Origin of the sequence: Ferrovibrio sp., assembly GCF_035304305.1 — a bacterium.
Classification (GTDB): domain Bacteria; phylum Pseudomonadota; class Alphaproteobacteria; order Ferrovibrionales; family Ferrovibrionaceae; genus Ferrovibrio.
On record NZ_DATGQG010000054.1, the window covers coordinates 92,934 to 117,456 of the forward strand.

23 protein-coding genes and 1 tRNA gene are annotated in these 24,523 nt (G+C 66.5%); 14 read left to right on the forward strand and 10 right to left on the reverse strand.

All coding sequences use genetic code 11. The features are described 5' to 3' along the window. The first annotated feature begins 86 nt into the window (after positions 1 to 86). Positions 87 to 479, forward strand: coding sequence for a response regulator (locus tag VKZ87_RS06705; RefSeq protein ID WP_324220479.1), 393 nt, complete (start codon positions 87 to 89; stop codon positions 477 to 479). A gap of 63 nt (positions 480 to 542) precedes the next feature. Then, a complete protein-coding gene (locus tag VKZ87_RS06710; RefSeq protein ID WP_324220480.1) occupies positions 543 to 1,010 on the forward strand; it encodes a MarR family transcriptional regulator in 468 nt (155 codons plus the stop codon). Here VKZ87_RS06710 and VKZ87_RS06715 read toward each other — a convergent pair. Next, positions 1,007 to 1,942, reverse strand: coding sequence for a lysophospholipase (locus VKZ87_RS06715; RefSeq protein ID WP_324220481.1), 936 nt, complete (start codon positions 1,940 to 1,942; stop codon positions 1,007 to 1,009). The genes VKZ87_RS06710 and VKZ87_RS06715 overlap by 4 nt on opposite strands. 107 nt (positions 1,943 to 2,049) lie before the next feature. Between VKZ87_RS06715 and VKZ87_RS06720 the strand changes: the two genes are divergently transcribed. Both VKZ87_RS06720 and VKZ87_RS06725 read left to right on the forward strand, forming a co-directional pair. Then, positions 2,050 to 3,462 (forward strand): aspartate aminotransferase family protein, encoded by a 1,413-nt coding sequence (locus VKZ87_RS06720; RefSeq protein ID WP_324220482.1) that lies wholly within the window; start codon positions 2,050 to 2,052, stop codon positions 3,460 to 3,462. Positions 3,463 to 3,564: 102 nt separating this feature from the next. Continuing rightward, entirely contained in the window at positions 3,565 to 4,422 is an 858-nt protein-coding gene (locus VKZ87_RS06725) for a hypothetical protein (protein WP_324220483.1), read from the forward strand. Positions 4,423 to 4,425: 3 nt separating this feature from the next. On the opposite strand, the gene VKZ87_RS06730 is transcribed toward VKZ87_RS06725, so the two are convergent. After that, complete coding sequence (locus VKZ87_RS06730) at positions 4,426 to 5,556, reverse strand: PQQ-dependent sugar dehydrogenase (protein WP_324220484.1); 1,131 nt, start codon at positions 5,554 to 5,556, stop codon at positions 4,426 to 4,428. A 142-nt stretch (positions 5,557 to 5,698) separates the two neighbouring features. Between VKZ87_RS06730 and VKZ87_RS06735 the strand changes: the two genes are divergently transcribed. Beyond that, complete coding sequence (locus VKZ87_RS06735; protein WP_324220485.1) at positions 5,699 to 6,469, forward strand: SDR family oxidoreductase; 771 nt, start codon at positions 5,699 to 5,701, stop codon at positions 6,467 to 6,469. 18 nt (positions 6,470 to 6,487) lie between these two features. Here VKZ87_RS06735 and VKZ87_RS06740 read toward each other — a convergent pair whose 3' ends face one another. The 3 genes from VKZ87_RS06740 to VKZ87_RS06750 form a co-directional block, all read right to left on the reverse strand. Continuing rightward, complete coding sequence (locus VKZ87_RS06740) at positions 6,488 to 6,673, reverse strand: hypothetical protein (RefSeq protein WP_324220486.1); 186 nt, start codon at positions 6,671 to 6,673, stop codon at positions 6,488 to 6,490. Positions 6,674 to 6,731: 58 nt separating this feature from the next. Continuing rightward, the gene (gene acs, locus VKZ87_RS06745) at positions 6,732 to 8,675 is read right to left on the reverse strand and encodes an acetate--CoA ligase (RefSeq protein WP_324220487.1); all 1,944 of its coding nucleotides are present in this window, start codon (positions 8,673 to 8,675) and stop codon (positions 6,732 to 6,734) included. Positions 8,676 to 8,844: 169 nt separating this feature from the next. After that, entirely contained in the window at positions 8,845 to 9,390 is a 546-nt protein-coding gene (locus VKZ87_RS06750) for a MarR family winged helix-turn-helix transcriptional regulator (protein ID WP_324220488.1), read from the reverse strand. A gap of 49 nt (positions 9,391 to 9,439) precedes the next feature. Between VKZ87_RS06750 and VKZ87_RS06755 the strand changes: the two genes are divergently transcribed. Then, positions 9,440 to 9,967 (forward strand): PaaI family thioesterase, encoded by a 528-nt coding sequence (locus tag VKZ87_RS06755; RefSeq protein WP_324220489.1) that lies wholly within the window; start codon positions 9,440 to 9,442, stop codon positions 9,965 to 9,967. Between the two features lie 24 nt (positions 9,968 to 9,991). On the opposite strand, the gene VKZ87_RS06760 is transcribed toward VKZ87_RS06755, so the two are convergent. Further along, positions 9,992 to 10,231 carry a DUF1127 domain-containing protein gene (locus VKZ87_RS06760; protein ID WP_324220490.1) on the reverse strand — a complete coding sequence of 80 codons (240 nt, stop codon included), beginning with the start codon at positions 10,229 to 10,231 and terminating at the stop codon, positions 9,992 to 9,994. Positions 10,232 to 10,326: 95 nt separating this feature from the next. Between VKZ87_RS06760 and VKZ87_RS06765 the strand changes: the two genes are divergently transcribed. Beyond that, positions 10,327 to 11,115: a winged helix-turn-helix domain-containing protein gene (locus VKZ87_RS06765; protein WP_324220491.1), complete on the forward strand. Its 789-nt coding sequence runs from the start codon at positions 10,327 to 10,329 to the stop codon at positions 11,113 to 11,115. On the opposite strand, the gene VKZ87_RS06770 is transcribed toward VKZ87_RS06765, so the two are convergent. Together VKZ87_RS06770 and VKZ87_RS06775 are read right to left on the reverse strand one after the other, a co-directional pair. Then, entirely contained in the window at positions 11,046 to 11,447 is a 402-nt protein-coding gene (locus VKZ87_RS06770) for a SirB2 family protein (protein WP_298728387.1), read from the reverse strand. The genes VKZ87_RS06765 and VKZ87_RS06770 overlap by 70 nt on opposite strands. Before the next feature lie 14 nt (positions 11,448 to 11,461). After that, positions 11,462 to 13,765, reverse strand: a complete 2,304-nt coding sequence (locus VKZ87_RS06775) for a nitric-oxide reductase large subunit (RefSeq protein WP_324220492.1) — start codon at positions 13,763 to 13,765, stop codon at positions 11,462 to 11,464. 279 nt (positions 13,766 to 14,044) lie between these two features. On the opposite strand from VKZ87_RS06775, the gene VKZ87_RS06780 reads away from it, so the two are divergent. Next, positions 14,045 to 14,118: transfer RNA gene (locus tag VKZ87_RS06780), tRNA-Gly, on the forward strand. A 50-nt stretch (positions 14,119 to 14,168) separates the two neighbouring features. On the opposite strand, the gene VKZ87_RS06785 is transcribed toward VKZ87_RS06780, so the two are convergent. Continuing rightward, the gene (locus VKZ87_RS06785; protein ID WP_324220493.1) at positions 14,169 to 16,067 is read right to left on the reverse strand and encodes an AMP-binding protein; all 1,899 of its coding nucleotides are present in this window, start codon (positions 16,065 to 16,067) and stop codon (positions 14,169 to 14,171) included. A 204-nt stretch (positions 16,068 to 16,271) separates the two neighbouring features. On the opposite strand from VKZ87_RS06785, the gene VKZ87_RS06790 reads away from it, so the two are divergent. Genes VKZ87_RS06790 through VKZ87_RS06815 form a run of 6 tightly spaced genes read left to right on the forward strand, consistent with a single transcriptional unit; the run spans position 16,272 to position 23,062 of the window. Beyond that, positions 16,272 to 17,060 carry an ABC transporter ATP-binding protein gene (locus VKZ87_RS06790; protein WP_324220494.1) on the forward strand — a complete coding sequence of 263 codons (789 nt, stop codon included), beginning with the start codon at positions 16,272 to 16,274 and terminating at the stop codon, positions 17,058 to 17,060. Continuing rightward, positions 17,050 to 18,999, forward strand: coding sequence for an AMP-dependent synthetase/ligase (locus tag VKZ87_RS06795; RefSeq protein WP_324220495.1), 1,950 nt, complete (start codon positions 17,050 to 17,052; stop codon positions 18,997 to 18,999). The genes VKZ87_RS06790 and VKZ87_RS06795 overlap by 11 nt, the downstream gene beginning before the upstream one ends. A gap of 8 nt (positions 19,000 to 19,007) precedes the next feature. Next, the gene (locus VKZ87_RS06800; protein ID WP_298728395.1) at positions 19,008 to 19,895 is read left to right on the forward strand and encodes a branched-chain amino acid ABC transporter permease; all 888 of its coding nucleotides are present in this window, start codon (positions 19,008 to 19,010) and stop codon (positions 19,893 to 19,895) included. Positions 19,896 to 19,898: 3 nt separating this feature from the next. Continuing rightward, positions 19,899 to 20,972, forward strand: coding sequence for a branched-chain amino acid ABC transporter permease (locus VKZ87_RS06805; RefSeq protein ID WP_298728396.1), 1,074 nt, complete (start codon positions 19,899 to 19,901; stop codon positions 20,970 to 20,972). 48 nt (positions 20,973 to 21,020) lie between these two features. Beyond that, positions 21,021 to 22,271 carry an ABC transporter substrate-binding protein gene (locus VKZ87_RS06810; RefSeq protein ID WP_298728398.1) on the forward strand — a complete coding sequence of 417 codons (1,251 nt, stop codon included), beginning with the start codon at positions 21,021 to 21,023 and terminating at the stop codon, positions 22,269 to 22,271. Then, positions 22,268 to 23,062: an ABC transporter ATP-binding protein gene (locus VKZ87_RS06815; protein WP_298728400.1), complete on the forward strand. Its 795-nt coding sequence runs from the start codon at positions 22,268 to 22,270 to the stop codon at positions 23,060 to 23,062. Before VKZ87_RS06810 ends, VKZ87_RS06815 begins: the two co-directional genes overlap by 4 nt. 166 nt (positions 23,063 to 23,228) lie before the next feature. Here the strand turns inward: VKZ87_RS06815 and VKZ87_RS06820 are convergent, their stop codons facing one another. Beyond that, positions 23,229 to 24,488, reverse strand: coding sequence for a hypothetical protein (locus VKZ87_RS06820; RefSeq protein ID WP_324220496.1), 1,260 nt, complete (start codon positions 24,486 to 24,488; stop codon positions 23,229 to 23,231). Positions 24,489 to 24,523: the final 35 nt, after the last annotated feature.

Here is a 24,523-nt window from a genome sequence, read left to right on the forward strand (position 1 = left end):
AGCTAGATAGCGGGTATCAAGGGCGCATCAGGCGCGGCGGCGCGGGCCAGGAAGGCCCGGCTTGATTGAAAGGATGTGAGGGGCAGATGCCTTCGGCCAGTACACTCCGGGTTCTGATCGTAGACGACCAGATGAGCATGCGCGGCATCGCTCGCTACTGCCTGCAGGAAATCGGCATCAGGAACGTCGTCGAAGCGAAGAACGGCGCGGAAGCCCTGACAGCGATGAATTCCAACAAGTTCGACCTGATCATCTCGGACTGGAACATGGACGGGATGGACGGACTGACCCTGCTGAAGACAATCCGCAGCAATCCGCTCACCAAGCGCATGCCCTTCATCATGGCGACCGGCCAGCGCGACACCGAAATGGTGAAGACCGCGATCCAGGCCGGCGTGAACAATTACATGGTCAAGCCCTTCAACGCCGCGACGATGCGCCAGAAGATCGAAGCGGTGCTCGGAAAGCTCGGCGCGTAAGGCATGCCGAATCCGGCAGGCATGGCGGCCCAGTCCCCTCCTGCCGCTTCCGCGGAGCCCGGCGTGCCGCTGCGGTTGGACGATTATCTTCCCTATCTGATCAATCGCGCCGGCGTAGCGATGGCTGCGCGCTTCAGTGCCGTGCTGCGCCGCGAGGGCATCTCGCTGCCCGACTGGCGCGTGCTGGCCGCCCTGCGCGAGCGCAACGGCCAGCGGCTCACCGAACTCGCCTGCCGCACCAGCATCGAGATCTCCACCCTGTCACGGCTCGTCAGCAGCCTGGAGGCCGGCGGCCTGGTGACCCGTGACCGCGATACCGAGGACGCGCGTGCCATCGCAATCCGGATCTCGCCGGCCGGCGAAGACCTGAGCGCCCGCCTCACACCGGTGGCGCAGAATCTGGAAAAGACGGCCCTGGCGGGCCTGAGCGAAACGGAAGCGCAGCAGCTCAAGGAGCTGTTGCATCGCGTCTTCGACAATCTGGACGCCGTGCCCGCCGTCGACGCCGAGACCGTTACCGGCGCGCGCTAGCCGGTTCCCAGACAGCGCTCCAGGAAGGCCACGATATCGGCCGTCACCGCATCGCGGTTGGTCTCGTTCAGCAGTTCGTGGCGGGCCTTGTCGTAGAAGCGGCTTTCGACCCGGTTCAGACCTGCCGCCCCATAGGCCTCCAGCAATTGCCGCAGGCCCTTGCCACCGCCCGAAACCGGGTCGTGAGTGCCGGCAATCACCAGCACCGGCAGCGTCTTCGGAATCCGCGCCTGGTTCGCCGGCCGCGCCATGGCATCCAGGCCATCGAGGAAATCGATCCAGGACTGCACGGTGATGGGGAAGCCGCAGAAGGGATCGGCGACATATTTGTCGACTTCGGCGGCGTCCCGCGACAACCAGTCGAACGGCGTGCGCGACGGTTCGAAGCGCCTGTTGAAGGCGCCGAAGGACATGTTGTGGATCAGCATGCTGATGCCCCGCCGGCCCAGCCGCAGACGTTCCAGCCGCGCGATCAGGCGGCCGAGCACGGCAATCGCCGGCGGCTTGCCGCTGGAGGCGCAGAGCACGCAGCCGGCCAGCCGCGAGCCGTATTCATGCAGGAACTGCTGCGCCATGAAGGATCCCATGGAATGGCCGAACAGCAGCAGCTTCAGCCCCGGATGGCGCTGCCGCGCCAGTTCGCCCGCGGCGGCGAGATCGACGACTGCGCGGTTCCAGCCGTCCCGGTCGGCGAAATGGCCCAGCCCGGCGCTGCCGCGCGCCGAATGGCCATGGCCCCGGTGGTCGAAGGCATAGACGGCGAATCCCGCCTGGTTCAGCGCCGCGGCAAAACGCGCATACCGCCCGGCATGCTCGGCCATGCCATGGGCGATCAGCACGATGGCCCGCGGCGTGCCGGCGGGAAGCCATTCGTAGCCCTGCAGCAGCAGCCCGTCGGCCGGTGAGGTCAGGGTGATGTTCGGCTGCGTCATGGCGCGACTCTAGCGGCCCCTCCGCCCGGCGCACAGAGCCGGAGATGCGCGCTTTTTGACAGGCGCGGCTTTTCGCCGTCTACTGACGGTCCCCCCGGAGGACGCCAATGACCGTTCAGAGCCCGAAAAACCAGATCCCCAATTCGATGTCCGCCCGCGACATCGCCCATGTGCTGCACCCCTATACCAACCTGGTGAAGCACGAGACCGCGGGTCCGCTGGTGATCGAGCGCGGCAAGGGCATCTACGTCTATGACGACCAGGGGCGCGAATATATCGAGGGCCTGGCCGGGCTGTGGTGCGCGGGGCTGGGCTTCAGCGAGCCGGCGCTGGTCGATGCCGCCATCGAGCAGATGCGCAAGCTGCCCTTCTACCACGGCTTCGGTCACAAGACGACACCGCCCGTGGTGGAACTGGCCGAGCGCCTGAAGGCGCTCAGTCCGGTGCCGGTCGGCAAGGTCTTCTTCGCCGAGTCCGGCTCGGCCGCCAACGACACGCTGATCAAGCTGATCTGGTATTACAACAATGCGCGCGGCAAGCCCGACAAGAAGACCATCCTGTCGCGCAACCGCGGTTACCACGGGGTCACAATCGCGACGGCCAGCCTGACCGGACTGCCGGCCAATCACCGCGATTTCGACCTGCCGATCGCCCGCATCAGGCATGTCGACTGCCCGCATCATTACCGCTTTGCCGAGCCCGGCGAGAGCGAGGCGGATTTCGTCGCCCGGCTGGCGCGCAACCTCGAAACCTTCATCCAGCAGGAAGGCCCCGACAGCATCGCGGCTTTCTTCGCCGAGCCGATCATGGGTGCCGGCGGCGTGATCGTGCCGCCGCAGGGCTATTTCCCGGCGATGCAGGCCGTCCTGCGCAGATACGACATCCTCAGCGTCTCGGATGAGGTGATCTGCGGCTTCGGCCGCACCGGCCGGCAATGGGGCGCGGAAGCACTCGACTATCAGCCGGATTTCCTTTCCTGCGCCAAGCAGCTGTCGGGCGCCTATCTGCCGATCTCGGCCGTCCTGGTGCCGGAGAAGGTCTATGACGTGATCCGCGACAATTCCGGCCGGATCGGCACTTTCGGCCATGGCTTCACCTATGGCGGCCATCCGGTATCGGCCGCCGTGGCGGTGCGCGCGCTGGACCTCTATCGCGAGCGCGACATTCTCGGCCATGTCAACCGGGTGGCGCCGCGCTTCCAAGCCCGGCTGCGGCGGCTCGCCGAACATCCGCTGGTCGGCGAGGTGCGCGGCATGGGCCTGATCGGCGCGGTCGAACTGGTGGCCGACAAGGCGAGCAAGCGCGCCTTCGCCCCCGCAGCGGGCGTCGGTGCCGCCTGCATGGCATTCGCGCAGGAGGAAGGCCTGATCCAGCGCGCCGTCGCCGGCGACAGCATGGCCTTCTGCCCGCCGATGATCATCGAGGAAGCGGAGATCGACGAGATGTTCGATCGTTTCGAGCGGGCGCTCGAGCGGACCGCGACCCTGGTCGAACGCGAGGGCCTGCGACAGGCGGCGTGACTGGCGTCATCTGATCGCTTTTGGCGAAGTGAACGGTTCCGTCACCCGTTTTAGACGGCTATGTTAATATCATTCTAACCAAGTGCGGGCAGATTCTGAGCGATGAACACCGCGACGGACAATCAGGCCCATAACCAGGAAGCCAACGAGCTGATCTCGAAGATCGAGCAGCGGGCGATGCAGATCTTCAGGTTCACGGAGGACCCGGACGAGAAACGGTCCACCGTTTCCAGCTTCCGCAAGTTCTCCGGGCTGGTCGACGAATTCCACCAGGCCGCCGAAGTGGCCGAGGGTCGTCTCTCGGTGCTGAAAACGGGCCGGCGCGACGAGCTGCGGCGCTATGTGGCGCAGATGCGCGCCAAGATCCTCAAGATCGAAATCGACGTCAAACAGAGCTATCTCGAGAACCTGATCGAGACCCGGGCTGCCCTCCCATTCGGCGCGCGGGAATTCTTCGCCACCCGCATGAAGCGCCTCGAGGAAATCAGCGGCCTGCTGCGGGACGCGCCGGGCAGCGACGGCGGCGCCGACGACATCCTCGGCAGCATGCGCAAGATGCTGCAGCATCTGATGGACCAGGCGCCCCAGCTGGAGGTTTTCGAACGCGATCCCGACTGGCGGCCGCCGGCACGTTCCGGCAGCGCGCCGCGCCCGGCTGCTGCCGCACCGGCCGCGCCCCGCCGTCAGGCCGGGCCGGCCACGCCGGAGATCAAGCCGATCCGCCTCACCGGCCGTGACGAATGGGGCCGCGTGTTTCTCGACAAGGGGTCCTTCGACACCGTCAACTATGCCTGCCGCGCCCGCGGCATCACGCTGGACAATGTCGCATCCAAGCTCGGCATCACCCGCGTGGCGCTGACCCTGATCCTCAACGGCCAGGATCCGATCCAGCGCAACATGCTCGACGTGCTGCACAAGATCATCAACAACTACAACGCCGCGACCGGCGAACTGGGCTGAGCATCAGCCGCCCGGCTCCAGCCGCAGGATGCGGCCATTCGAGGAATCCGTGACGGCGTAAAGATATCCGTCCGGTCCGTCGCGCACATCGCGGATATTGCTGCCCAGCTCGATCCGCTCCTGCGCGACCACGCGGGTACCGTCCAGCACGACGCGCTGGATGCTGCGGAAGACCAGGGAACCGGCAAACAGATTGCCCTTCCAGGCCGGGATCCTGTCTCCCGTATAGAATGCCATACCGGCCGGCGCGATGGATGGCGTCCAGTGCAGCAGCGGCTGTTCCATGCCGGGCGCCTCGGTGCCGATGCCGATCTTCTGCCCCGAGTAATGCACGCCGTATGCGATAACCGGCCAGCCGTAATTCCTTCCCGCTTCCGGAATGTTGATCTCGTCGCCGCCGCGGGCGCCGTGCTCATGCAGCCAGACCTGGCCGGTCGCGGGATGCAGCGCCATGCCCTGGATATTGCGGTGGCCGTAGGACCAGATTTCCGGCAATGCATCGCCGCGGCCGACGAAAGGATTGTCGGGCGGTACGCTGCCGTCCTTTTCCAGCCGCACCACCTTCCCGAGATGCGTGCGCAGATCCTGCGCCGGATCGAAGCGGAAGCGTTCACCCATCCCGAGCCACAGTCTGCCCCCGCGATCGACCACGATGCGGCTGCCGAAATGATTGCCGCCGGACATTTTCGGCTGCTGCCGGAAGATCACCGTGACATCCTCCAGCCGCGTCTCGGCGAAGCGGGCGGAGGCCATTGCGGTGCCGGCGCCGCCTTCGCCCGGCTCGGCATAACTGAAATAGAGCCTGCGGCTGGAGGCGAAATCCGGATCGAGATGCAGATCCAGCAGGCCGCCCTGGCCCGAGGCGAAAACCTCCGGCACGTTCGCCAGCGGCGCCGACAGGCTGCCGTCCCTGGCGACGATCCGGATCCGTCCGGGCCGTTCGGTGACCAGCATGCGGCCATCGGGCAGGAACTGCAGCGCCCAGGGATTTTCCAGTCCCTTCGCGACGGTCACGACGCGCAGCAACCCGGCCTCGCTGCTGCGGGTCTCGACATCCTGCGCCAGGCCGGGCCCGCCCCGAGCCAGCAGTCCCGCCAGCAAACCCGTGATCATCAGCTGAAGACTCGTCCGCATCTGCCGCTCCGTCGTTCCGTCCGGATGAGATAGATCGCCCCGGTCAGCCGGGAACCGCATGCCGCCGGGCCGCCCCCTATTCTCTGCCACAATTTTTCCTTTCCCGTGTTTCTGAATCGCCGGAGGACGAGGCGGAGGAATCATGGCAGGCAGTTTCGCGATCTACCCAAGCCTCCGTGACAGGGTGGTGCTGGTCACGGGTGGCGGCAGCGGAATCGGGGCATCCATCGTGGAGCATTTCGCCGAACAGGGCGCGCGCGTGGCCTTTCTCGACATCGCACAGGCGCCGTCCGAGGCGCTGGTCGAGCGCATCGCCGCCGACGGGCATCCGCGACCGCTGTTCCTGCCCTGCGATCTGACGGATATCGAGGCCCTGCAGGACGCCATCGCCGGCGTCAGCGAGCGGCTGGGCAGCATCGACGTGCTGGTCAACAACGCCGCCAGCGATGATCGCCACGACATCGAGGAGATCACGCCGGATTATTTCGAATCGCGCATGGCGGTGAACCTGAAGCATCAGGTCTATGCCACCCAGGCCGTGCTGCCCGACATGAAGCAGTCGGGCGGCGGCTCGATCATCAACATGGGATCGATCAGCTGGGTGGTGGGCGAGCCTGACCTGCCGCTTTATACGGCAGCGAAGGCCGGCGTGAACGGACTGACCCGCAGCCTGGCCCGCAAGCTCGGTCCGCACAACATCCGGGTCAACTGCGTCATGCCCGGCTGGATCATGACCGAGCGGCAGGAAACCCTCTGGCTGACGCCGGCAGGCGAACAGGAACTGCTGCGCAAGCAGGCGCTCAAGGAGAAGCTCTACCCGCCCGATGTCGCCCGCATGGTGCTGTGGCTCGCCGCCGACGACAGCCGGCGCTGCACGGGGCAGGCCTTCATCGTGGATGGCGGGTGGATCTGAGCCGGACCGTCAACCGGGCTAGACGCGGATCAGGAAATACCAGACGAGGAAAAAGGCGATGACGATGCCGGCCAGGCCGAAGCCGAGCACATAGCGCATATGGCCGGTCTTCACGCCGGACCGCGCCTGTGTGGGCTCCATGACGCGCTGTCTGGTATCCCAGTCTTTCGGATTGGTGATGTTCGGATCCTGTTGCGGTGCCATGGAGGCTTAACAGCACCGCACCAGGAAGGTTCCGGCCCGGAGCGGGCCGGAGTCCCGCTTATCCGCGATTCATCCGGTTGTTGACCAGATCTTCCACCACGCTGGGATCCGCCAGCGTGCTGGTGTCGCCGAGGCTGGAATACTCGTTCTCGGCAATCTTGCGCAGGATGCGGCGCATGATCTTGCCGGAGCGGGTCTTCGGCAGACCCGGCGCCCACTGGATCAGGTCCGGCGAGGCGATCGGTCCGATCTGCTGGCGCACATGCGCGACCAGCTCCTTGCGCAGTTCTTCGGTCGCCGTCACCCCCGCCTTGAGCGTCACATAGGCATAGATGCCTTGGCCCTTGATGTTGTGCGGGTAACCGACCACGGCAGCCTCGGCCACCTTGGGATGCGCCACCAGCGCGCTCTCGACTTCCGCCGTGCCCATGCGGTGGCCGGACACGTTGATCACGTCGTCGACGCGGCCGGTGATCCAGTAATAGCCGTCGGCATCGCGGCGGCAGCCGTCACCGGTGAAATACTTGCCCGGGAAGGTGCTGAAATAGGTGTCGATGAAGCGCTGATGGTCGCCGTAGACCGTGCGCATCTGGCCCGGCCAGCTGTCGGCCATGCAGAGATTGCCCTCCGCGACGCCCTCCAGTTCCTTGCCGTCGCCGTCGACGATCACCGGCTTCACGCCGAAGAACGGCAGCGTTGCCGAGCCGGGCTTCTGGGCGATGGCGCCCGGCAGCGGCGAAATCAGGATGCCGCCGGTTTCTGTCTGCCACCAGGTATCCACGATCGGGCAGCGGCCGTCGCCGACCACGCGGTGGTACCACAGCCAGGCTTCCGGGTTGATCGGCTCGCCGACCGAGCCGAGCAGGCGCAGGCTCGCGCGGCTGGTCTTCTTCACCGGCGCCTCGCCCTCGCGCATCAGGGCGCGGATCGCGGTCGGCGCGGTATAGAAGATGTTGACCTTGTGCTTGTCGATCACCTGCCAGAAACGCGACGCGTCGGGATAGTTCGGCACGCCTTCGAACATCAGCGTGGTCGCGCCGTTGGCCAGCGGCCCGTAGAGGATGTAGCTGTGGCCGGTAACCCAGCCGACATCCGCCGTGCACCAGTAGATGTCGCCTTCGTGATAGTCGAAGACATACTGGTGGGTCATGGCCACGAAGACGAGATAGCCGCCGGAAGTGTGCAGCACGCCCTTCGGCTTGCCGGTCGAGCCGGAGGTGTAGAGGATGAAGAGCGGATCTTCCGCGCCCATCGGCTCGGGGTCGCACTTGGCCGGGACCTTCGCCGCCTCGTCATGCAGCCAGATGTCGCGGCCGTCCTGCCAGTCGATCTTGCCGCCGGTATGCTTCACCACCAGCACCTTCTTCACGCCGGGGCAGCTCTTCAGCGCCGCATCGGTGTTGGCCTTCAGCGGCACCGGGCGGCCGCCGCGCAGGCCTTCGTCGGCCGTGATGACGAACTGGCTGTCGCAATCCTGGATGCGGTTGGCGAGGCTGTCGGGCGAGAAGCCGCCGAAGACCACCGAATGGATCGCGCCGATGCGGGCACAAGCCAGCATTGCATAGGCAGCGGCCGGAATCATTGGCAGGTAGATTGTAACGCGATCGCCCTTCTTGACGCCGTTCGCCTTCAGGACGTTGGCCATCCGGCAGACTTCGTCATGCAGCTGCTGGTAGGTGATGTGCTCCGACTTGGACGGATCGTCGCCTTCCCAGATGATCGCGGTCTGGTTCGCGCGCTTGGGCAGGTGCCGGTCGATGCAGTTGGCCGAAACGTTCAGGGTGCCGTCATAGAACCAGCGGATATGCAGGTCCTTCTTGTCGTAGGATACGTCCTTAACCTTGGTAAACGGCTTGATCCAGTCGATCCGCTTGCCGTGCTCGGCCCAGAAGCCTTCCGGATCACGGACGGATTGTTCGTACATGGCCTTGTACTTGCCGGCATCGACCCAGGCGCGCTTTGCCCAATCGTTTGACACCGGAAAAAGCTCGTTGTCGGCCATGATAGGCTCTCCCCTTTCTTTTTGCGTCTGGACGTTTCCTCGCGCGCTCCGCGGGAGCGCAGCCGTAGCATCCCGAATGATGCCCGGACGGGTCGGAGGGGACAAGCGCCCCCTCTCAGGCCTTCGACCAAAGCATAGCGCGGCAGGGCCGTTTTTGCCGGGGGTGCGGCTAGAAGTCGCGGTCGGCCGTCCCTGAGGGTCTGTCTGGCACGGCGGCGATCGCGGCCGCAAGGCCGCGCATCAGGCCGGGATAGTCCTGTCTCAGCCCGGCGATCATCTCGTCCTGGGCCTGGCGCCATAGCGCCACCCCCGCGCAATAGGCCGCGCGGCCTTCGAAGGTGGCCCGTACCGCCCTGGCCCGGCCGCCCCGGGCCGCGGCGTCCACGCTCAGCAGTCCGCTGTCCACCAGCGGTTTGATGTTGCGGGTCAGCGTCGTGCGGTCGAGATCCAGCGCTCTGGCCAGTTCCGTGACCGTCGCCGGACGGCCGTTCTGCTTCTCGAAGGCCGCCGCCATGCCGATCAGGCTGTGCTGCGGCAGACCGAGCCCGATGCGGGCCAGATGGCGGGTATAGAGGGCGCTGGCCCGCCGCGCCGCCGAGCGGAGCAGGAAGCAGATGCACTCCTCCTTCCCGTCCGGGGCCGGCCGCGGCAGGACCGGATCGCCCTTTTCCGCCATGGCGGGATCGACAGCATGGTTCATGACGTGTATATACACGATATATCCTGGTGCCGGCAAGCCGGCCAGCGTTGCGAAAGGTCCTCCCATGTCAGCCCTGCCCGGCGATACCGCCCCCCGCACCCGCCATGCCGATGCCCGGCCGCCCGAGATCAGGGAATACGCGCCCATCCCGCTGGAGGAGTTGCGCGCCCGCAGCGGCATCGAGCTTTTCCGCGACATGATGGCCGGCAAGCTGCCCGGCGCCCCGATCGCCAGGCTGATGAATATGTGGGTCGATGAGGCCGAGCCGGGACGCGTCGTGTTCGGCGCCCGGCCGGAACGACAGCATTACAATCCGATTGGCTCAGTGCATGGCGGTTTCGCGGGCACGCTGCTGGACAGCTGCATGTCCTGCGCGGTGCAGTCGCTGCTGCCGAAGGGCATGGGCTACACCACGCTGGAATACAAGGTCAGCCTGGTGCGCGCGATCACCGACCAGATCGGCGCCGTCTATGCCGAGGGCAAGGCGATCCAGGTCGGCAGCCGGGTCGGCACGGCGGAAGGCCGCATCGTCGACGCCAACGGCAAGCTCTACGCCACCGGCACGACCACCTGCCTGATCTTTCCGATCTGATCTGCGGGAAGGCTGTTTTCGGTATCAGCGGCGCCAGACCAGCTTGTGCAGCGCGGCCCGTCGGTCTGCCTCGGTGAGGCCGGCGTCGCGGAGCTGCGCGGCATCCAGTTCGGCCAGCTCCTGCCGCTCGCGCGCGAGGCGCTGGGCAACCACGATCAGGGCGAAAAACCGCCCCGGCAGCCACAGCCATGACCGGCGCCGTCGGGCATCGGGCAGGACATGGGCGCCGGTCGGAAACATGATGGCTTTCGAAATGCGCGACATGGCGCAACCCTAATGGCCGATGCCGGCATGATGCTTCGGTTCGCACCGAAGCATCCGCGATTGCTGCCCGCGGATGCTGCCCCTAGACTTCACCCATGAGCAGCACCGAACCGCAATTCGCCACCATCGCCGCCCTGTTCGGCGATCCGGCCCGCGCCAACATCCTGCGCGCACTGATGGATGGCCGCGCCCGCACCGCCAAGGAACTCGCGCTGGCGGCCGGCGTCACGCCGCAGACCACCAGCGGCCATCTCGCCAAGCTGGTGGACGCGCAGCTGCTCGATGTCGCCAGCCAGGGACGGCACCGCTATTACCGCCTTTCCAACGGCCTTGTGGCCTGCGCGATCGAGAGCATGATGGCACTGGCGGGGGAGCGGGTGATGGCACCGCATCGCCACAGCCCCAGGCTGACCGCCGAACTGCGTGAGGCGCGCACCTGCTACGACCATCTCGCTGGCCGGCTCGGCGTGCGCCTGTTCGACCGCCTGCTGCAGCGCGACTGCCTGATTGCACCGGCCGGACCAGCGGAGGATTTTCAGGTTACCCGGGCCGGCCGGCAGCTCTTTGCCGAAATGGGCATCGACGTCGACAGCGTCGCGCGCCAGCGCCGCGGCTTCGCCCGCCCCTGCCTGGACTGGAGCGAGCGCGTGCCGCATCTCGCCGGCAGCCTCGGCGCCGCCATCGCCAGCCGCTGCTTCGAACTCGGCTGGCTCATCCGCCGGCCCGACAGCCGCGCCGTCACCCTGACCCGGCGCGGGCGGGAAGAGCTGGACAGGCTGTTCGGACTCGGATCGCTGGTACCCGGCGAGGCGCCTCAGGCCATCCAGTCGGCGAGAAAGCCGAGCGGATCATGGGCGCGGGCGACCGAGATAATGAAGCCGTAGACCGCCAGCGCCGCCAGCCACAGACCGACCCGCCGCGCCCGGCCGGTTCCCGACCGGAAGGCCATCGCCCCGAGCACGATGTAGACGACCAGCAGCAGCACCTTCGCGGTCAGCCAGGCATCGGCGAAGGGATACTGCTGCACGATGGTCATCAGCATCAGCGCCGCTGTGAGCAGCACCGTGTCGTTCGTGTAGCTCAGGTAGCGCAGCAGCGCTGCCCTGGGCCAGCCGGAGCCCATTACGAGCCCCAGGCCGCGCACCAGGAACAGACCGCCGCTGAACAGCACCGCCGCGACATGGACGAGGCGGATCTCGGCGTAGAACGCACTCACCTCACGCCCGCAGCTTACTCGCCCGGCCTCGCTGCAGTCCCGACATGACCCTGCCCGAAGCCACGCGCGGGCAGTGCGTCCTCGCGGCGCGGGAACACCCACAGGCCGGCAATGAAGGCTGCTAGGATCAGTGCGCCGATGGCGAAGATCGTGTCGCCCGGCACCCGCATCCAGACCAGCAGGTCGACGATCGGCTGCTGCATGAACTCCGCCGAGCGCGCATACCAGTAGCCATGCTCGATCGAGGCGAAGACCTGCATCGTGCCCAGCGGCAGCAGGGTGAGCAGTGCCATCAGTGTCAGACCGATGTTGAAGCACCAGAAGCTGCTCTTCAGCAGACCCTCGTGCCAGACCACGTCGGGCTTCAGGCCGCGCAGGCAGAACAGCACCAGGCCGATGCCGAGCATGCCATAGACGCCGAACAGGGCAGTATGGCCATGCAGCGGGGTGAGGTTCAGCCCCTGCATGTAGTACAGCGACAGCGGCGGGTTGATCAGGAAGCCGAACAGTCCGGCACCGACCAGATTCCAGAAGGCGACGGCGATGAAGAACATCACCGGCCAGCGGTAGCGCTGCATCCACGGCGTGGCCTTGCCGAGCCGGTAGTTGTGGTAGGCCTCGAAGCCGATATAGGCGAGCGGCACCACTTCCAGAGCCGAGAAGCTGGCCCCCAGCGCCAGAACCGGAGTCGGCGAACCGGCGAAGTAGAGGTGATGCAGCGTTCCCAGCACGCCGCCACCCATGAACACGATGGTCGCGAACAGGACCGCCACGCTGGCCGTCGTCACCTTCAGGAGACCGAGGCGCGTGAACAGGAAGGCGATCACCGCCGTGGCGAAGACTTCGAAGAAGCCCTCGACCCAGAGGTGGACCAGCCACCAGCGCCAGTATTCCACCATCGAGATATGGGTATGCTCGCCCCACATCAGCGCCGCGCCGAAGAACAGGCCGATCGCGACGGTGGACAGGAACAGCAGGCCGACGATGGAACGCGCTTCCGACTTCTGCATCAGCGTCGGCCACAGCGCACGGCCGACCAGGAACAGCCACAGCATCAGGCCGATGAACAGGAAGACCTGCCAGAAGCGGCCCATGTCGGCATATTCCCAGCCCTGGTGACCGAACCAGAAATTGTTCTCGAGGCCGAGAGTCTGCATGACCGCCATCCACTGGCCGGCGAAGGAGCCGACAACGATGATCAGCAGGCAGACCCAGAGGAAGTTCACGCCGAGCCTCTGGAAGGGCGGCTCGTAGCCCGAGATGGCCGGCGCGATGTAGAGGCCGGTGCCGAGCCAGGCGACCGCAATCCACAGCACCGCCAGCTGGGTATGCCAGGTCCGCGTGATCGAGTACGGCAGCACCTCGGCCAGCTCATAGCCGTAAACCAGCTGACCCTCGACCTGGTAATGCGCCGTCATCGCCCCGAGCAGGATCTGCACCAGGAACAGCGCCAGCAGCACCCAGAAATATTTCGCAGTGGCCCGCATGGACGGCGTCACCGTGACATGCCGCATCGGGTCGAATTCGGGGAAGCTGTGCGTCTCCTCGCGGCCATGGGTGGCGGCGTAGTGCCAGCCGAGCAGGCCGATGCCGGCGAGCAGGAACAGCACGCTGAAGACCGACCAGAGGAAGGTGCTGGCAGGCGGCCGGTTACCGATCAGCGGCTCGCTCGGCCAGTTGTTGGTATAGGTGATGCTGTCATTTGGCCGCTCGGTTGCAGCCGCCCAGGCGGTCCACCAGAAGAAGGCCGGCAGCGCCCGCCGGAGTTCCGGATCGGGCACGGTATCGTTCTTCATGGCGTAGGCTTCGCGCAGGCCGGCCGTCGCCGGATCGTTGCCGAACAGGCTTTCGTAATGCCGCGAGACCGCAGCGATGGCCGCGGCGCGGTCCGCGCTCAGCCTGATCGTGCCGGTATCGGGATCATAGCTGTTGACGCGCATGCTGGAGCGCACCCGGTTCTGCAGCGACGACTGCTGCTCCCCGTTGAGATGCTCGTAGCCGGTGCCGAAATCGCGCCGCGCCCAGATGTCCATCAGCGCGAGGATTTCGCGATGCAGCCAGTCGGCGCTCCAGTCGGGCGCGACATAGCCGCCATGCCCCCAGATGGAGCCGAGCTGCATGCCGCCCATCGACTGCCAGACCTGGCGACCCTTCTCGATGTCCGCTCTCGTGTAGACGACATTGCCGCCGTCGGTCACCACCTGCTCCGGCATCGGCGGCGCATTCTGGTAAATCTGGTTGCCGCTCCACAGCAGGACGCTGAAGGAAACCGCCAGAAGGAGGCCCAGCAGGCTCCAGAGTTTCTTGGTGCTGGTCATCGTCATGTCTCCAGTTCCGGACCGCCGGCTACCTGCGGCAATCCGTCATATCCCGATATCCCCCGGGGCATCGCTGCCGCAGCCGGGCAGGCACACTTCTCCATCCGGAGCGGCGCGCCCGGGCCGGAGGATGCCTACGCCGGTGCAGTCGATCCTTGCGCCGGGACAAACAATTGCCGGGTTGATGATCGGAGAAGCGGACGAACCGCGACGGAAAGCCGCATGGCCGGCCGCCGCGCGGTTGAAACGCCGCGCCGCCTTACGCTATCTTGGCGATGCGCGGGTGTAGCTCAATGGTAGAGCAGAAGCTTCCCAAGCTTACGACGGGGGTTCGATTCCCCTCACCCGCTCCAATCGAGAAATCATGCTTTCCAGCGGCGCGGCGCAGTACAGCCGAGCCGTCCTAGCGGCCGGCAAGACGCGACGGGCCGAGGCCGGCCTGCGCGAGGCTGGCGACGAACTCGATTTCCGGCGGGTAGCTCAGTCCGGCGACGCGCCGGGTGACGAAATCGGCGATCTCGCGCGCGAGTTCGGCGCTGCCCGTCTGTCCCGGCTTCAGCACCAGAAATGCCCGCGCCACTTCCCCGAGCAGCTTGTCGGGCCGGCCGACCACGGCTGCTTGGGCGATGGCGGGATGGGACAGCAGGATGCGTTCGATCTCCACCGGTCCGATCAGGTAGCCGGCGCTGTGAATTGCATCATCCATCAGGCCGAGATACAGCACGTTGCCATCGGCATCGATTCGCACCAGATCGCCGGTCAGGTAGAACCGCCCGCCATGGCGGAACCGGCGCGCCGTCGCCGCAGCATCGCGGTGATAGCCCTGGAACCAGAAGAGCGGCGACTTCTCGGTATCGACCGCAAGCTCGCCTTCCGCACCCGGCGGCAGCTCCCGGCCATCGCCGTCCAGCACCACCACGCGCAGTCCCGGCATGGCACGACCGATGGAACCCGGGATCGCGCCGCGGCGCAGGGCCGGCAGATGATGGTTGATCACCGCAAGCCCGAGTTCCGCCTGGCCGTACAGATTGTGCAGTTCGATATCGAGCGCTGACTTTGTCCAGTCGACCAGAGCCTGCGGCAGGGCGCCGCCGACGCTGGAAGCGACGCGCAGCCGCAGGCCCGAGGGCGGCGGACAGACCGCCTGGGCGTCGCGCATTTCCTGATACCAGCCCGGGGCCGCCAGCAGATTGGTGACGCCGTATTTCACCAGCACGCGGTAGACCTGCGCGACATCGAACGGCCCGTCGCAGAACAGAACGGTGCGGCCGAGCAGCAGCGGGCCGATCACGGCGTAATAGAGACCCGCCGCCCAGCCCGGGTCGGAGATGTTCCAGTAGACGTCGTCGTCGCGCGCATCCAGCCCGACCAGCATATGCTGCTCCAGGCAGGCGAGGGCCCTGACGGGCACCGGCAGGCCGCGCGGCACGTCGCGGCCGCTGATCGTGTAGAGCAGGACGAAGGGATCGTCGCCGTCCAGCGTTGCATCCGCCTCCAGCGGGCGGGCGGCATGCAGCGCCAGCCAGAAGGAAACGTCGCGGTCACCGATCGCCGGTCCGCCCTCGCCTTCCACCGAGACGACGCGCAGGCTTTCATCCTGCGGCAGCTTGGCGCGCCCGGCGCCGTTGCTGACGATCACCTTCGCGCCGCTATGCTCCAGCCGGTAGGCGATGGCCTGCGGGCCCAGGGTGGTGAAGAGCGGCACCTGGACGGCGCCCAGCCGCCACAGCGCCAGGGTCGCGATCAGGTATTCCGGCCCCTTGGGCAGATGGATGACGACGGGCGTGCCCCTGGTGACGCCGAGATCGCGCAGCACGCTGGCGAAGCGCCGCGAGTAATCCGCCAGTTCTCCATAGGTGAGGCGCGAGGAGCGGCCGGCCGCGCTTTCATGCAGCATGGCCGGCGGGGCATCGCGCCCGGCTTCGGCATGACGGTCGCACAGAAGATGCGCCAGCCTGATTCCGCTGCCGGCATATTTCGCCGGCGCCAGCGCCGCCAGGCGATGCAGCTTGTGTTCCGGCAGGCTGTTCAGGGAAATGCGCGACGCCGCGACGCTGCCGAGAAAGAAGAGCTCGCTGCCGAGGAAATAGCGCCGGGACGTCTCGCTCTGCTCGACCATGCCCTGGCGGATCAGCGTCGCCAGCAGGCGCCGCACGGTGCCCTTGCTGAAACCGGTATCGCTGACGAGGTCGGTCAGGCGTGCGCCGCGGCTGCCATGGCTCGCCAGCTCCTGCAGCAGCGTGATGGCGCGTTCCAGGCTCTGCGTTCCTGTCGCGCTGGCTTCCGCAACGGTGGTCTGCACCGTTTTCCTCCCCTGTGGCAGTCCACATAGTGGACCGCAGACATCGCAAGCGCAAACCTGCAACGTCGCTTGCGCCCGCGCTGCCTGCATGTTTATCATCCATCCGATCAGCAGCAGAATCAATGCGGTCCGAAATATGGACCAGCACGGCAATCAACAAGCTGAAGCTGCTGACACGGACGCGTCAGTCCGGGAGGAGACGGAATGGAAGCGGCGGCAACCAGTCTGGAATGCCAGGGTGTGGTACGCAAATTCGGCGGCCTGGTCGCGCTGAAGAACGTGTCGCTGTCGATCGCTCCGGGGCAGATCTACGGCCTGGTCGGGCCCAATGGCAGCGGCAAGACTACCCTGGTCAATGCCGTCACCGGATTCTATCCGCCGCAGCAGGGCCGCCTCCTGTTCGAAGGCCGGGACATCACCGGACGCAAGCCGCATACCGTGGCGAAGCTCGGCATTGCCCGCACCTTCCAGAACCTCGCGCTGTTCCGCGGCATGAGCGTCCTCGACAACATCATGATGGGGCGCCACATCCATATGCGCCCGCGCGCCCTGAGCACGCTGCTCTACTGGTGGTGGGCGCAGCGTGACGAAATCCGCGAACGCGAAGTCGTCGAGGAAGTGATCGACTTCCTGCAGCTGCAGGACGTGCGCAGCGAGCCGATCGAGACGGTTCCGCTCGGCCTGCAGAAGCGGATCGAGCTGGCCCGCGCCCTGGTGGCGCAGCCGCGCCTGCTGATCCTGGACGAGCCGATGGCCGGCATGAACCAGGAGGAAAAGGAATACATGGCGCGCTTCATTCTCGATGCGCGCGAGGAACGCGGCCTGACCGTCCTGCTGATCGAGCATCACATGGATGTGGTGGCGGCGATCTGCGACCAGATGACCGTGCTCTGCTACGGCGAGAAGATTGCCGAAGGCCGGCCGGCCGACGCACTGGCCGACCAGAAGGTCATCGAGGCCTATCTCGGGAGCAGGAACCGCCATGCGGCTTGAGGCGCTGGCCAGCGATACCGGAGCGGTGCCGCGCATCCATGCCGGCATGGATGGCGGGACGCTCGTCTCGCTGCTGGCCGCCAATGCGGCGGCGCATCCGCAGGAAGTCGCCATGCGCGAGCGCGAGCATGGCATCTGGAAGGAGTTCACCTGGCGGCAGTATCTCGATGCGGCGCTCGGCTTCGCCGCCGGCCTCGAGGCGATGGGCTTCCGCGCCGGCGAAGGCCTGCTGGTGATCGGCGACAACCGGCCACGGCTCTATTTCGGCATGATCGGCGCCGGCATGCTGCGCGGCCTGCCAACGCCGGTCTTTTCCGACCTGCCGCCCGAGGAGATCCGCTTCTTCGCCGCCAGCAGCAAGGCGCGCTTCGCGCTGGCCGAGGACCAGGAACAGGTCGACAAGCTGCTCGAGCTGCGGACGGAGACCGGCCTGCCCGAGATCATCATCTATGACGATCCGCGCGGCCTGCGAGGCTACAAGCAGCCTGGCCTGGTGTCCTGGGACGATCTCATCGCCCAAGGCGCCGCCCGCCTCGCTGCGGAGCCCGGCCTCCGCGACGACCTGATCGGTCGCGCCCGGCCCGACGATGCCGCCGTCCTGCTGCATTCCTCGGGCACCACCGGCAAGCCGAAAGGCATCGTGCTGCAGCATCGCCGCGCGCTGGCCGCCGTGCGCAACGCCGCCAAAGCCGACTATTTCCAGACCCGCGACGAGCTGATGGCCTATCTGCCGGTGGCCTGGGTCGGCGATTTCGTCTTCACGGTGGCCGGCGGCATCGCGCTGCGCTTCTGCGTCAACATTCCCGAGCGTCAGGACACGGTGCTGGCCAACCTGCGTGAAGTGGCCCCTATGGTCTATTTCGCCTCACCACGCTCTTGGGACGGCATGCTGACCCATGTGCAGGTCGGCATGGCGGAATCGTCGCCGCTGAAACGCCGGCTGTTCGACTATTTCATGCCGCTGGCGATCGCCATGGAGCGTGACCGGCTGGAGGGGCGCGCACCGACCCTCGGCCGCAGGATCCTGCGCTGCATCGGCGAATGGCTGGTCTATGCGCCCCTGCGCGACCATCTTGGCCTCGCCCGCGCGCGGCGCCCCTATACGGCCGGCGAGGCGATCGGCGAAGACACCTTCCTGTTCTTCCGCGCGCTCGGCCTCGACCTGAAGCAGTTCTATGGCCAGACCGAGAACGCGGCGCTGACGGCGGCACAGGCGAGCGGCAAGGTGAAACTGCACACGGTCGGCCAGCCGCTGCCCGGCGTCGAGATCAGGATCGCCGAGGACGGCGAGATCCTCATCCGCGCCGACAGCGTCTTCGACGGTTACCTCAATGACGAGGCCTCCACGGCCGCCGCCATGGCCGGCGGCTGGCTGCATACCGGCGACGCGGGGTATCTGGAGGAGGACGGCGATCTGGTCGTGCTCGGCCGCGTCAGCGAGGTGGTGCACACCGCCGCCGGCGAACGCTACATCCCGACCTATATCGAGAACCGCCTGAAGTTCAGCGCCTATGTGAAGGATGCCGCGGTGATCGGCGCCGCCCGCCCGCACCTGGCCGCCATGATCTGCATCGACATGGCCGCCGTGGGCCACTGGGCGGAGGAGAACGGCGTCACCTACACCTCCTATGCCGATCTCTCGCAGCAGCCGGCTGTCGTCGAGCTGATCGCCGGCGTCGTACGCCACGTCAATTCCCTGCTGCCGCCGGGTCTGGCGATCCGCCGCTTCGTCAACCTGCCGAAGGAATTCGACCCTGATGACGGCGAGGTGACCCGCACCCGCAAGCTGCGCCGCAACGTCATCGACGAGCGCTACGCGCCCGTGATCGAGGCTCTGTACGGCAGCGGCGAGTCGGTCGAATTCGAGACCCGCATCACCTACGAAACCGGCGCCACCGGCGTGCTGAAACGCCAGCTGGCCCTGCGCAGCGTGGCCTGAGGCAGATCATGGACATCTATTTCCTCCTCGAACTGGCGGTAAACGGCGTCCTGATCGGCCTGATGTACACGCTGGTCGCGCTCGGCATCGTGCTGATTTTCAAATCCTCCGGCATCGCCAATCTCGCCCAGGGCGCGCTGGCCATGGCCGGCGCCTATATCGCCTGGGCGCTGCTCACGCTGGCCGGCGTTCCGCTCTGGATCGCGGTGCCGCTCAGCCTGATTGCCATGTTCTTCATCGGCGCCGGCATCGAGCGCGTCGCCCTGCGCCCGATGATCGGCCAGCCGGTGATCATGGTGATCATGCTCACGCTCGGCCTCGAAATCCTGCTGCGCGGCCTGGTGCCGGCGATCTTCGGCTCGGTGGTCAAGCGCCTCGATCTCGGCATCCCGCAGGCGCCGGTCATCATCGGCCCGATGCTGATCAACACCGCCTATCTGGTCTCGGGCGGCGTGGCGCTCGGCCTCGTGCTGCTGTCGATGCTGTTCTTCGGCACCCGCATCGGTACCGTGCTGCGCGCCGTATCCGACGACCAGACCGCCTCCTGGTCGGTCGGCATATCGGTGGAGCGCGCCATCGGCCTGTCCTGGGGCATGGCGGGCGTCGCGGCGGCCTCCGGCGGCATTCTCTGGGGCTCGGTGCAGGGCGTCGACTGGACGCTGTCGCTGCTGCTGCTCAAGGCGCTGGCAGTCGCCATCCTCGGCGGACTGGACAGCATCTTCGGCGTGCTGATCGCCGGCATGATCCTCGGAGTCCTGGAAAGCGTGATCCCGGCCTATCTCGACCCTTACGTCGGCGGCGGCAGCCGCGACGTGGTGGCATCGATGGTGATTCTGCTGACGGTGATCTTCCGCCCTCACGGCCTGTTCGGCCGCGAAGACATCGAGCGGGTGTAAGCGATGTTCTACCGCCTCTCCGGCATCAAGCACGTCTCCTACGCGGCCGACCGCCAGCTCTGGCCGGTGCCCTTCGACCGCTATCTCGTCATCGCGGCGGTCATCCTCGGCATTACCGCGCCGTTCTATCTGTCTCCGCTCTATCTCGGCAGCTACATGCTGCCCTGGATCATCTGGGCCACGGCCGCCCTGTCGCTCAATCTGCTGATGGGCTGGGCCGGGCAGATCCATCTCGGCTTCGCCGCGGTTATGGCGATCGGCGCCTACAGCGCCATCCATCTCGCCCGCGCCGGCGTTCCTTTCGAACTGGCGCTGCTGCTCGCCGGCCTGCTTTCCGCCCTGATCGGCATGATCTTCGGCGCGGCGGCACTGCGGGTGAAGGGCCTCTATCTCGCGGTCTCCACGCTGGCCATGCAGTACATGATCGACTGGATCATCTCGCATGTGCCGGCGATCAGCGGCGGCAGCCAGGCCACCCTGCAGACCCCGGTGATTCGCATTCTCGGCTTCCCCGTCGATTCGGATGCCGGCCGCTACTGGGTGGCGCTCGCCGTCTGTGCGCTGGTGACGATCTTCATGCTCAACGTGAAGCGCACCAGCTTCGGCCGCGCGCTGGTCGCCGTGCGGGAGAAGGATTTCGCGGCCGCGATCATCGGCGTCAATCCGTTCTACTACAAGCTGGTGGCCTTCTGGGTCTCGTCCTTCCTCGGCGGCGTGTCCGGCGCGGTGCTGGCCTTCTGCTATTACCGCGCCGTGACCCCGGAGCAGTTCCATCTCGACGTTTCGATCCAGGCGGTCGCCATGGTGATCGTCGGCGGCATGGGTTCGATCCTCGGCAGCTTCTTCGGCGCGGCGCTGGTGCTGCTGGCCCCCATCGTGCTGAACAACTTCGTCGGCTGGTTCGTGGCTGCGATCGGCCTGTCGCTGTCGCCGGAAGTGCTCGCCCTCATTCCGCTGATCCTCTACGGCGGCCTGATCGTCGGCTTCCTGCTGTTCGAGCCGCTCGGCCTCGCCAAGATCTACGACAATATCCGCAATTATTTTCTGGTGTGGCCTTTCCGGCATGCCCGCCGGTGAGGCGTTGAGTTGCGTAAAACCATAACCACAGAGTGAAGGGAGAACGCCATGAACAGGATTGCATTGAACCTGCTGGGAGCGGCGGCCTTGGCCGTCACGACCGGCAGCGCTATGGCACAGGACAAGGTCATCAAGATCGGCCTCGCCCAGGATTTCACCGCCGTCTATACCTTCGTCACCTCGGACTACAACCAGGGCCAGCGGGACTATTTCACGCTGATCAACGAGCGCGGCGGCATCAAGGGCCACAAGATCCAGGCTGAAGTGGTCGATACCGCCAACCAGCCGCAGCGCGGCATCGAGGCCTACGAGCGCATGAAGAATGAAGGCGCGGTGCTGGTGGACTTCCTGTCCACGCCGGTGTCGCGCGCCGTGGTGCCGCGCGCGCTGAAGGATCAGGTCAACATGCTGACCCTGTTCCATGGCCGCTCGGATGCAGCGGATGGCGAGACCTTCCCCTACATCTTCCCCATGACGCCGCTCTACTGGTCGCAGGCAACGAACATCCTGCAGTACATCAAGGAGCAGGAAAAAGGGAACCTGAAGGGCAAGAAGATCGCGCTGGTCGGCATCGACTCGCCCTTCGGCCGCGAGCCGCAGCCGATCTTCCAGGCGCTGGCCGAGAAGGAAGGCTATGAGCTCGGTATCTACCCCTATCCCTCGCCGGGCAACGAGCAGTCGGCGACCTGGACGGCGGTGCGCCGCTTCCAGCCGGACTGGACGGTGATCTGGGGCGCCGGCGGCGGCCAGACCGTTTCGCTGCGCGAAGCCATCCGCAACGGCATCAAGCTCGACCGCCTGCTGTCGGTGATCTGGCTCTCCGAGGTTGACACGGAAATCGCCGGCAAGGAGGCCTCGAAGGGCGTACTGCGCTTCGAGGGTGCCGCCTACGGCAAGGATGCCGCCGTGATCAAGGCGATCGAGACGGAAGTCGTCGCCAAGGGCAAAGGCGCGGGACCGGCCGCCAAGGTGGGCTCGACCTACTACAACATCGGCGTCGCCGGCGCTGCGCTGGTCGCGGAAGGCATCCGGCTCGCGCTGGAGAAGAATCCGAACGGTCCGCTCACCGGCGCCCAGCTCAAGGCCGGCCTCGAGAGCATCAAGGATTTCGATGCCCAGGGACTGATCCCGCCGGTGACCATCACCGCCAAGGACCATCAGGGCGGCGGCAAGGGCCGCATCTCCCAGTGGGACGGCTCCAAGTGGGTGCCGAAGACCGACTGGTATGCGGCGTCCCAGGATCTCGTCTGGGAGCTGGTCCGCAAGAACGCGGAAGAGTTCAAGACGTCGGGGAAATGACCGTGCTGCTGGCGCTGGAAAACATCGAAGTCGCCTACGATCGCGTCTTCCAGGCGATCAAGGGCGTCTCGCTGACGGTACCCGAGGGAGGCGCGGTTGCCCTCCTCGGAGCCAACGGCGCCGGTAAGAGCACGACCCTCAAGACCGTCTCGGGCCTGCTGAAACCCGAACGCGGAGAAGTGACGCGCGGCAATATCCTGTTCCAGGGACAGGATATCGCCGCGCTTTCAGCGCCGCAGCGCGTGCGGCTCGGCATCGTCCAGGTGCTGGAAGGCCGCCGCGTCTTCGGCCATCTCACGCCGGCGGAAAATCTCATTGCCGCCGCCTCCATGCACCGCAGCCGGCAGAAGGTCGCCGAGCTGATGGAGATGGTGTTCGCCTTTTTCCCGCGCCTGGGCCAGCGCGCCAATGCCAAGGCGGGCTATCTCTCGGGCGGCGAGCAGCAGATGCTGGCCATCGGCCGCGCGCTGATGACGGAACCCAAGCTGCTGATGCTGGACGAACCGAGCCTCGGGCTCGCGCCCTATCTGGTGGACGAAATCTTCGGCACGATCAGCCGGATCAACCGCGAGCGCGGGATGGGCGTCCTGCTGGTCGAGCAGAATGCCACCGCGGCGCTCGAAATCGTCGACCATGCCTATCTGATCGAGAACGGCCGCGTGGTGATGAGCGGCAGCGCCGAAACGCTGAAAGCCAATCCCGACGTGCAGGAATTCTACCTCGGCGGTGCCGGTCGGGTGGATTACCACGCCGTGAAGCATTACCGCCGCCGCAAGCGCTGGCTGGCCTGAGCCGCCGCATTCACCGGGTTACCGGATTCCAACCTTCCGGCCGCAGCCGTACCGCAGTACACCCCCGCGCGAGACCGGCGCTGCCGGGCTCGGCCCTTTTGGGTGTTTCCTCCCTTTGACTTGATGGCCCCTCTCGCCGCCCGAACGTGGCGACTGGGGTCTTTTTTTATGCCGCCTGCGCCGCGGCCCGGGCCGGCAGGCGGATGACCCGCTCGACATACAGCAGCGACAGCACAAGCAGCAGGGCGAGCGCGGCAAGCGACGCCAGCATGTGGCTGCCATGGGCGATCAGGCCGAACACGAAGGCCATCACCATGGCCGAGACGCTCGCGACCGCTCCGGCCAGGCCGCTGCCCGCCGGCAGCTCGGCCAGCGTGAGATGCCGCAGCGCCAGCGTGTCGCAGGCCAGCCAGTAGGACTGGCCCGCCACCGCGGCGACAAAGAAAACCGGGGCGTAAGCCTCCGCCGTGCGCCAGCCAAGATGGGCGTCGAGCAAAAAGGCATAGGCAGTCGCGGCAAGCGCAAGCAGCGGCGCCGCGCGCAGCACGAGATGCACATGACGGTCGAGAACGCGCGCAAGACCGAGCCCCGCCAGCGCGCCACCGATCGTGGAGGCTGCGACAAAGAGGCCGAGAGCGTGGGACGCATCGGTGACGTTGGCCGCATGCATGGCAAAGAACGGCACCGCCATATCGATGGTCTGTGCGACCGCGCGCATCGAGAGATAGCGCCGGAACCAGGGCGAGGTCTTCGTCAGCCGCCAGCCATCGGCAAGCGAGGGAGACGTTCCGCCGCGGGCACCGCGGACTTCGAAAAAGAGCAGGATGGCGAGGGCGCCGAGCACCAGGCAGGCGGCGCCGAGCAGCAGCTTCCAGCCATAGCCGTCGAGGCTGCGCGGCGTGTCATGCTGCAGATAGAAGAAGAGCAGCAGGATGACCGTCAGCCCGCCGCCCGCCGCGAGCCGCAGCGCCAGCAGGGCGCCGCGCCGCTCGGCGGGAATGGCCTTGGCGGCAAGCTGGCGGAAACCGAGGCCCCCAAGGCCATTGGCAATGCCGACCAGAAGCAGCAGGGCAATGATCACGGCGATGGCGGGTAGCGGCGGCAGCAGCCAAGCCGCCAGCGCCATGCCGGCAAGTGCCGCGGCCTTTACCAGCGTCGCCCCGCCGACCAGCTGCTTGGCCAGTGGTGCGCGCACGACGACCGGACCGGCGGCAATGCCGGCCGCCAGCTGGCCGGCGCGGACAAGCGGCACGGCCGCCGATGAGATGAACGGGAAGGCACCAAGGGCATGCAGCAGCCAGGGCACGACGATATTGGCGCTGGCGATCTGGTCGCTCGCATCCACCAGCGTGCCGTTGGCGATGCCGAGGCCAAAGTTGCGCCGCAGCATCGCCGGGGCGGACTGTTTCTCGGGGGAATCGGTCATTGCGCCTTGCAGTGCCGCACCGGAGAGTGAAGACT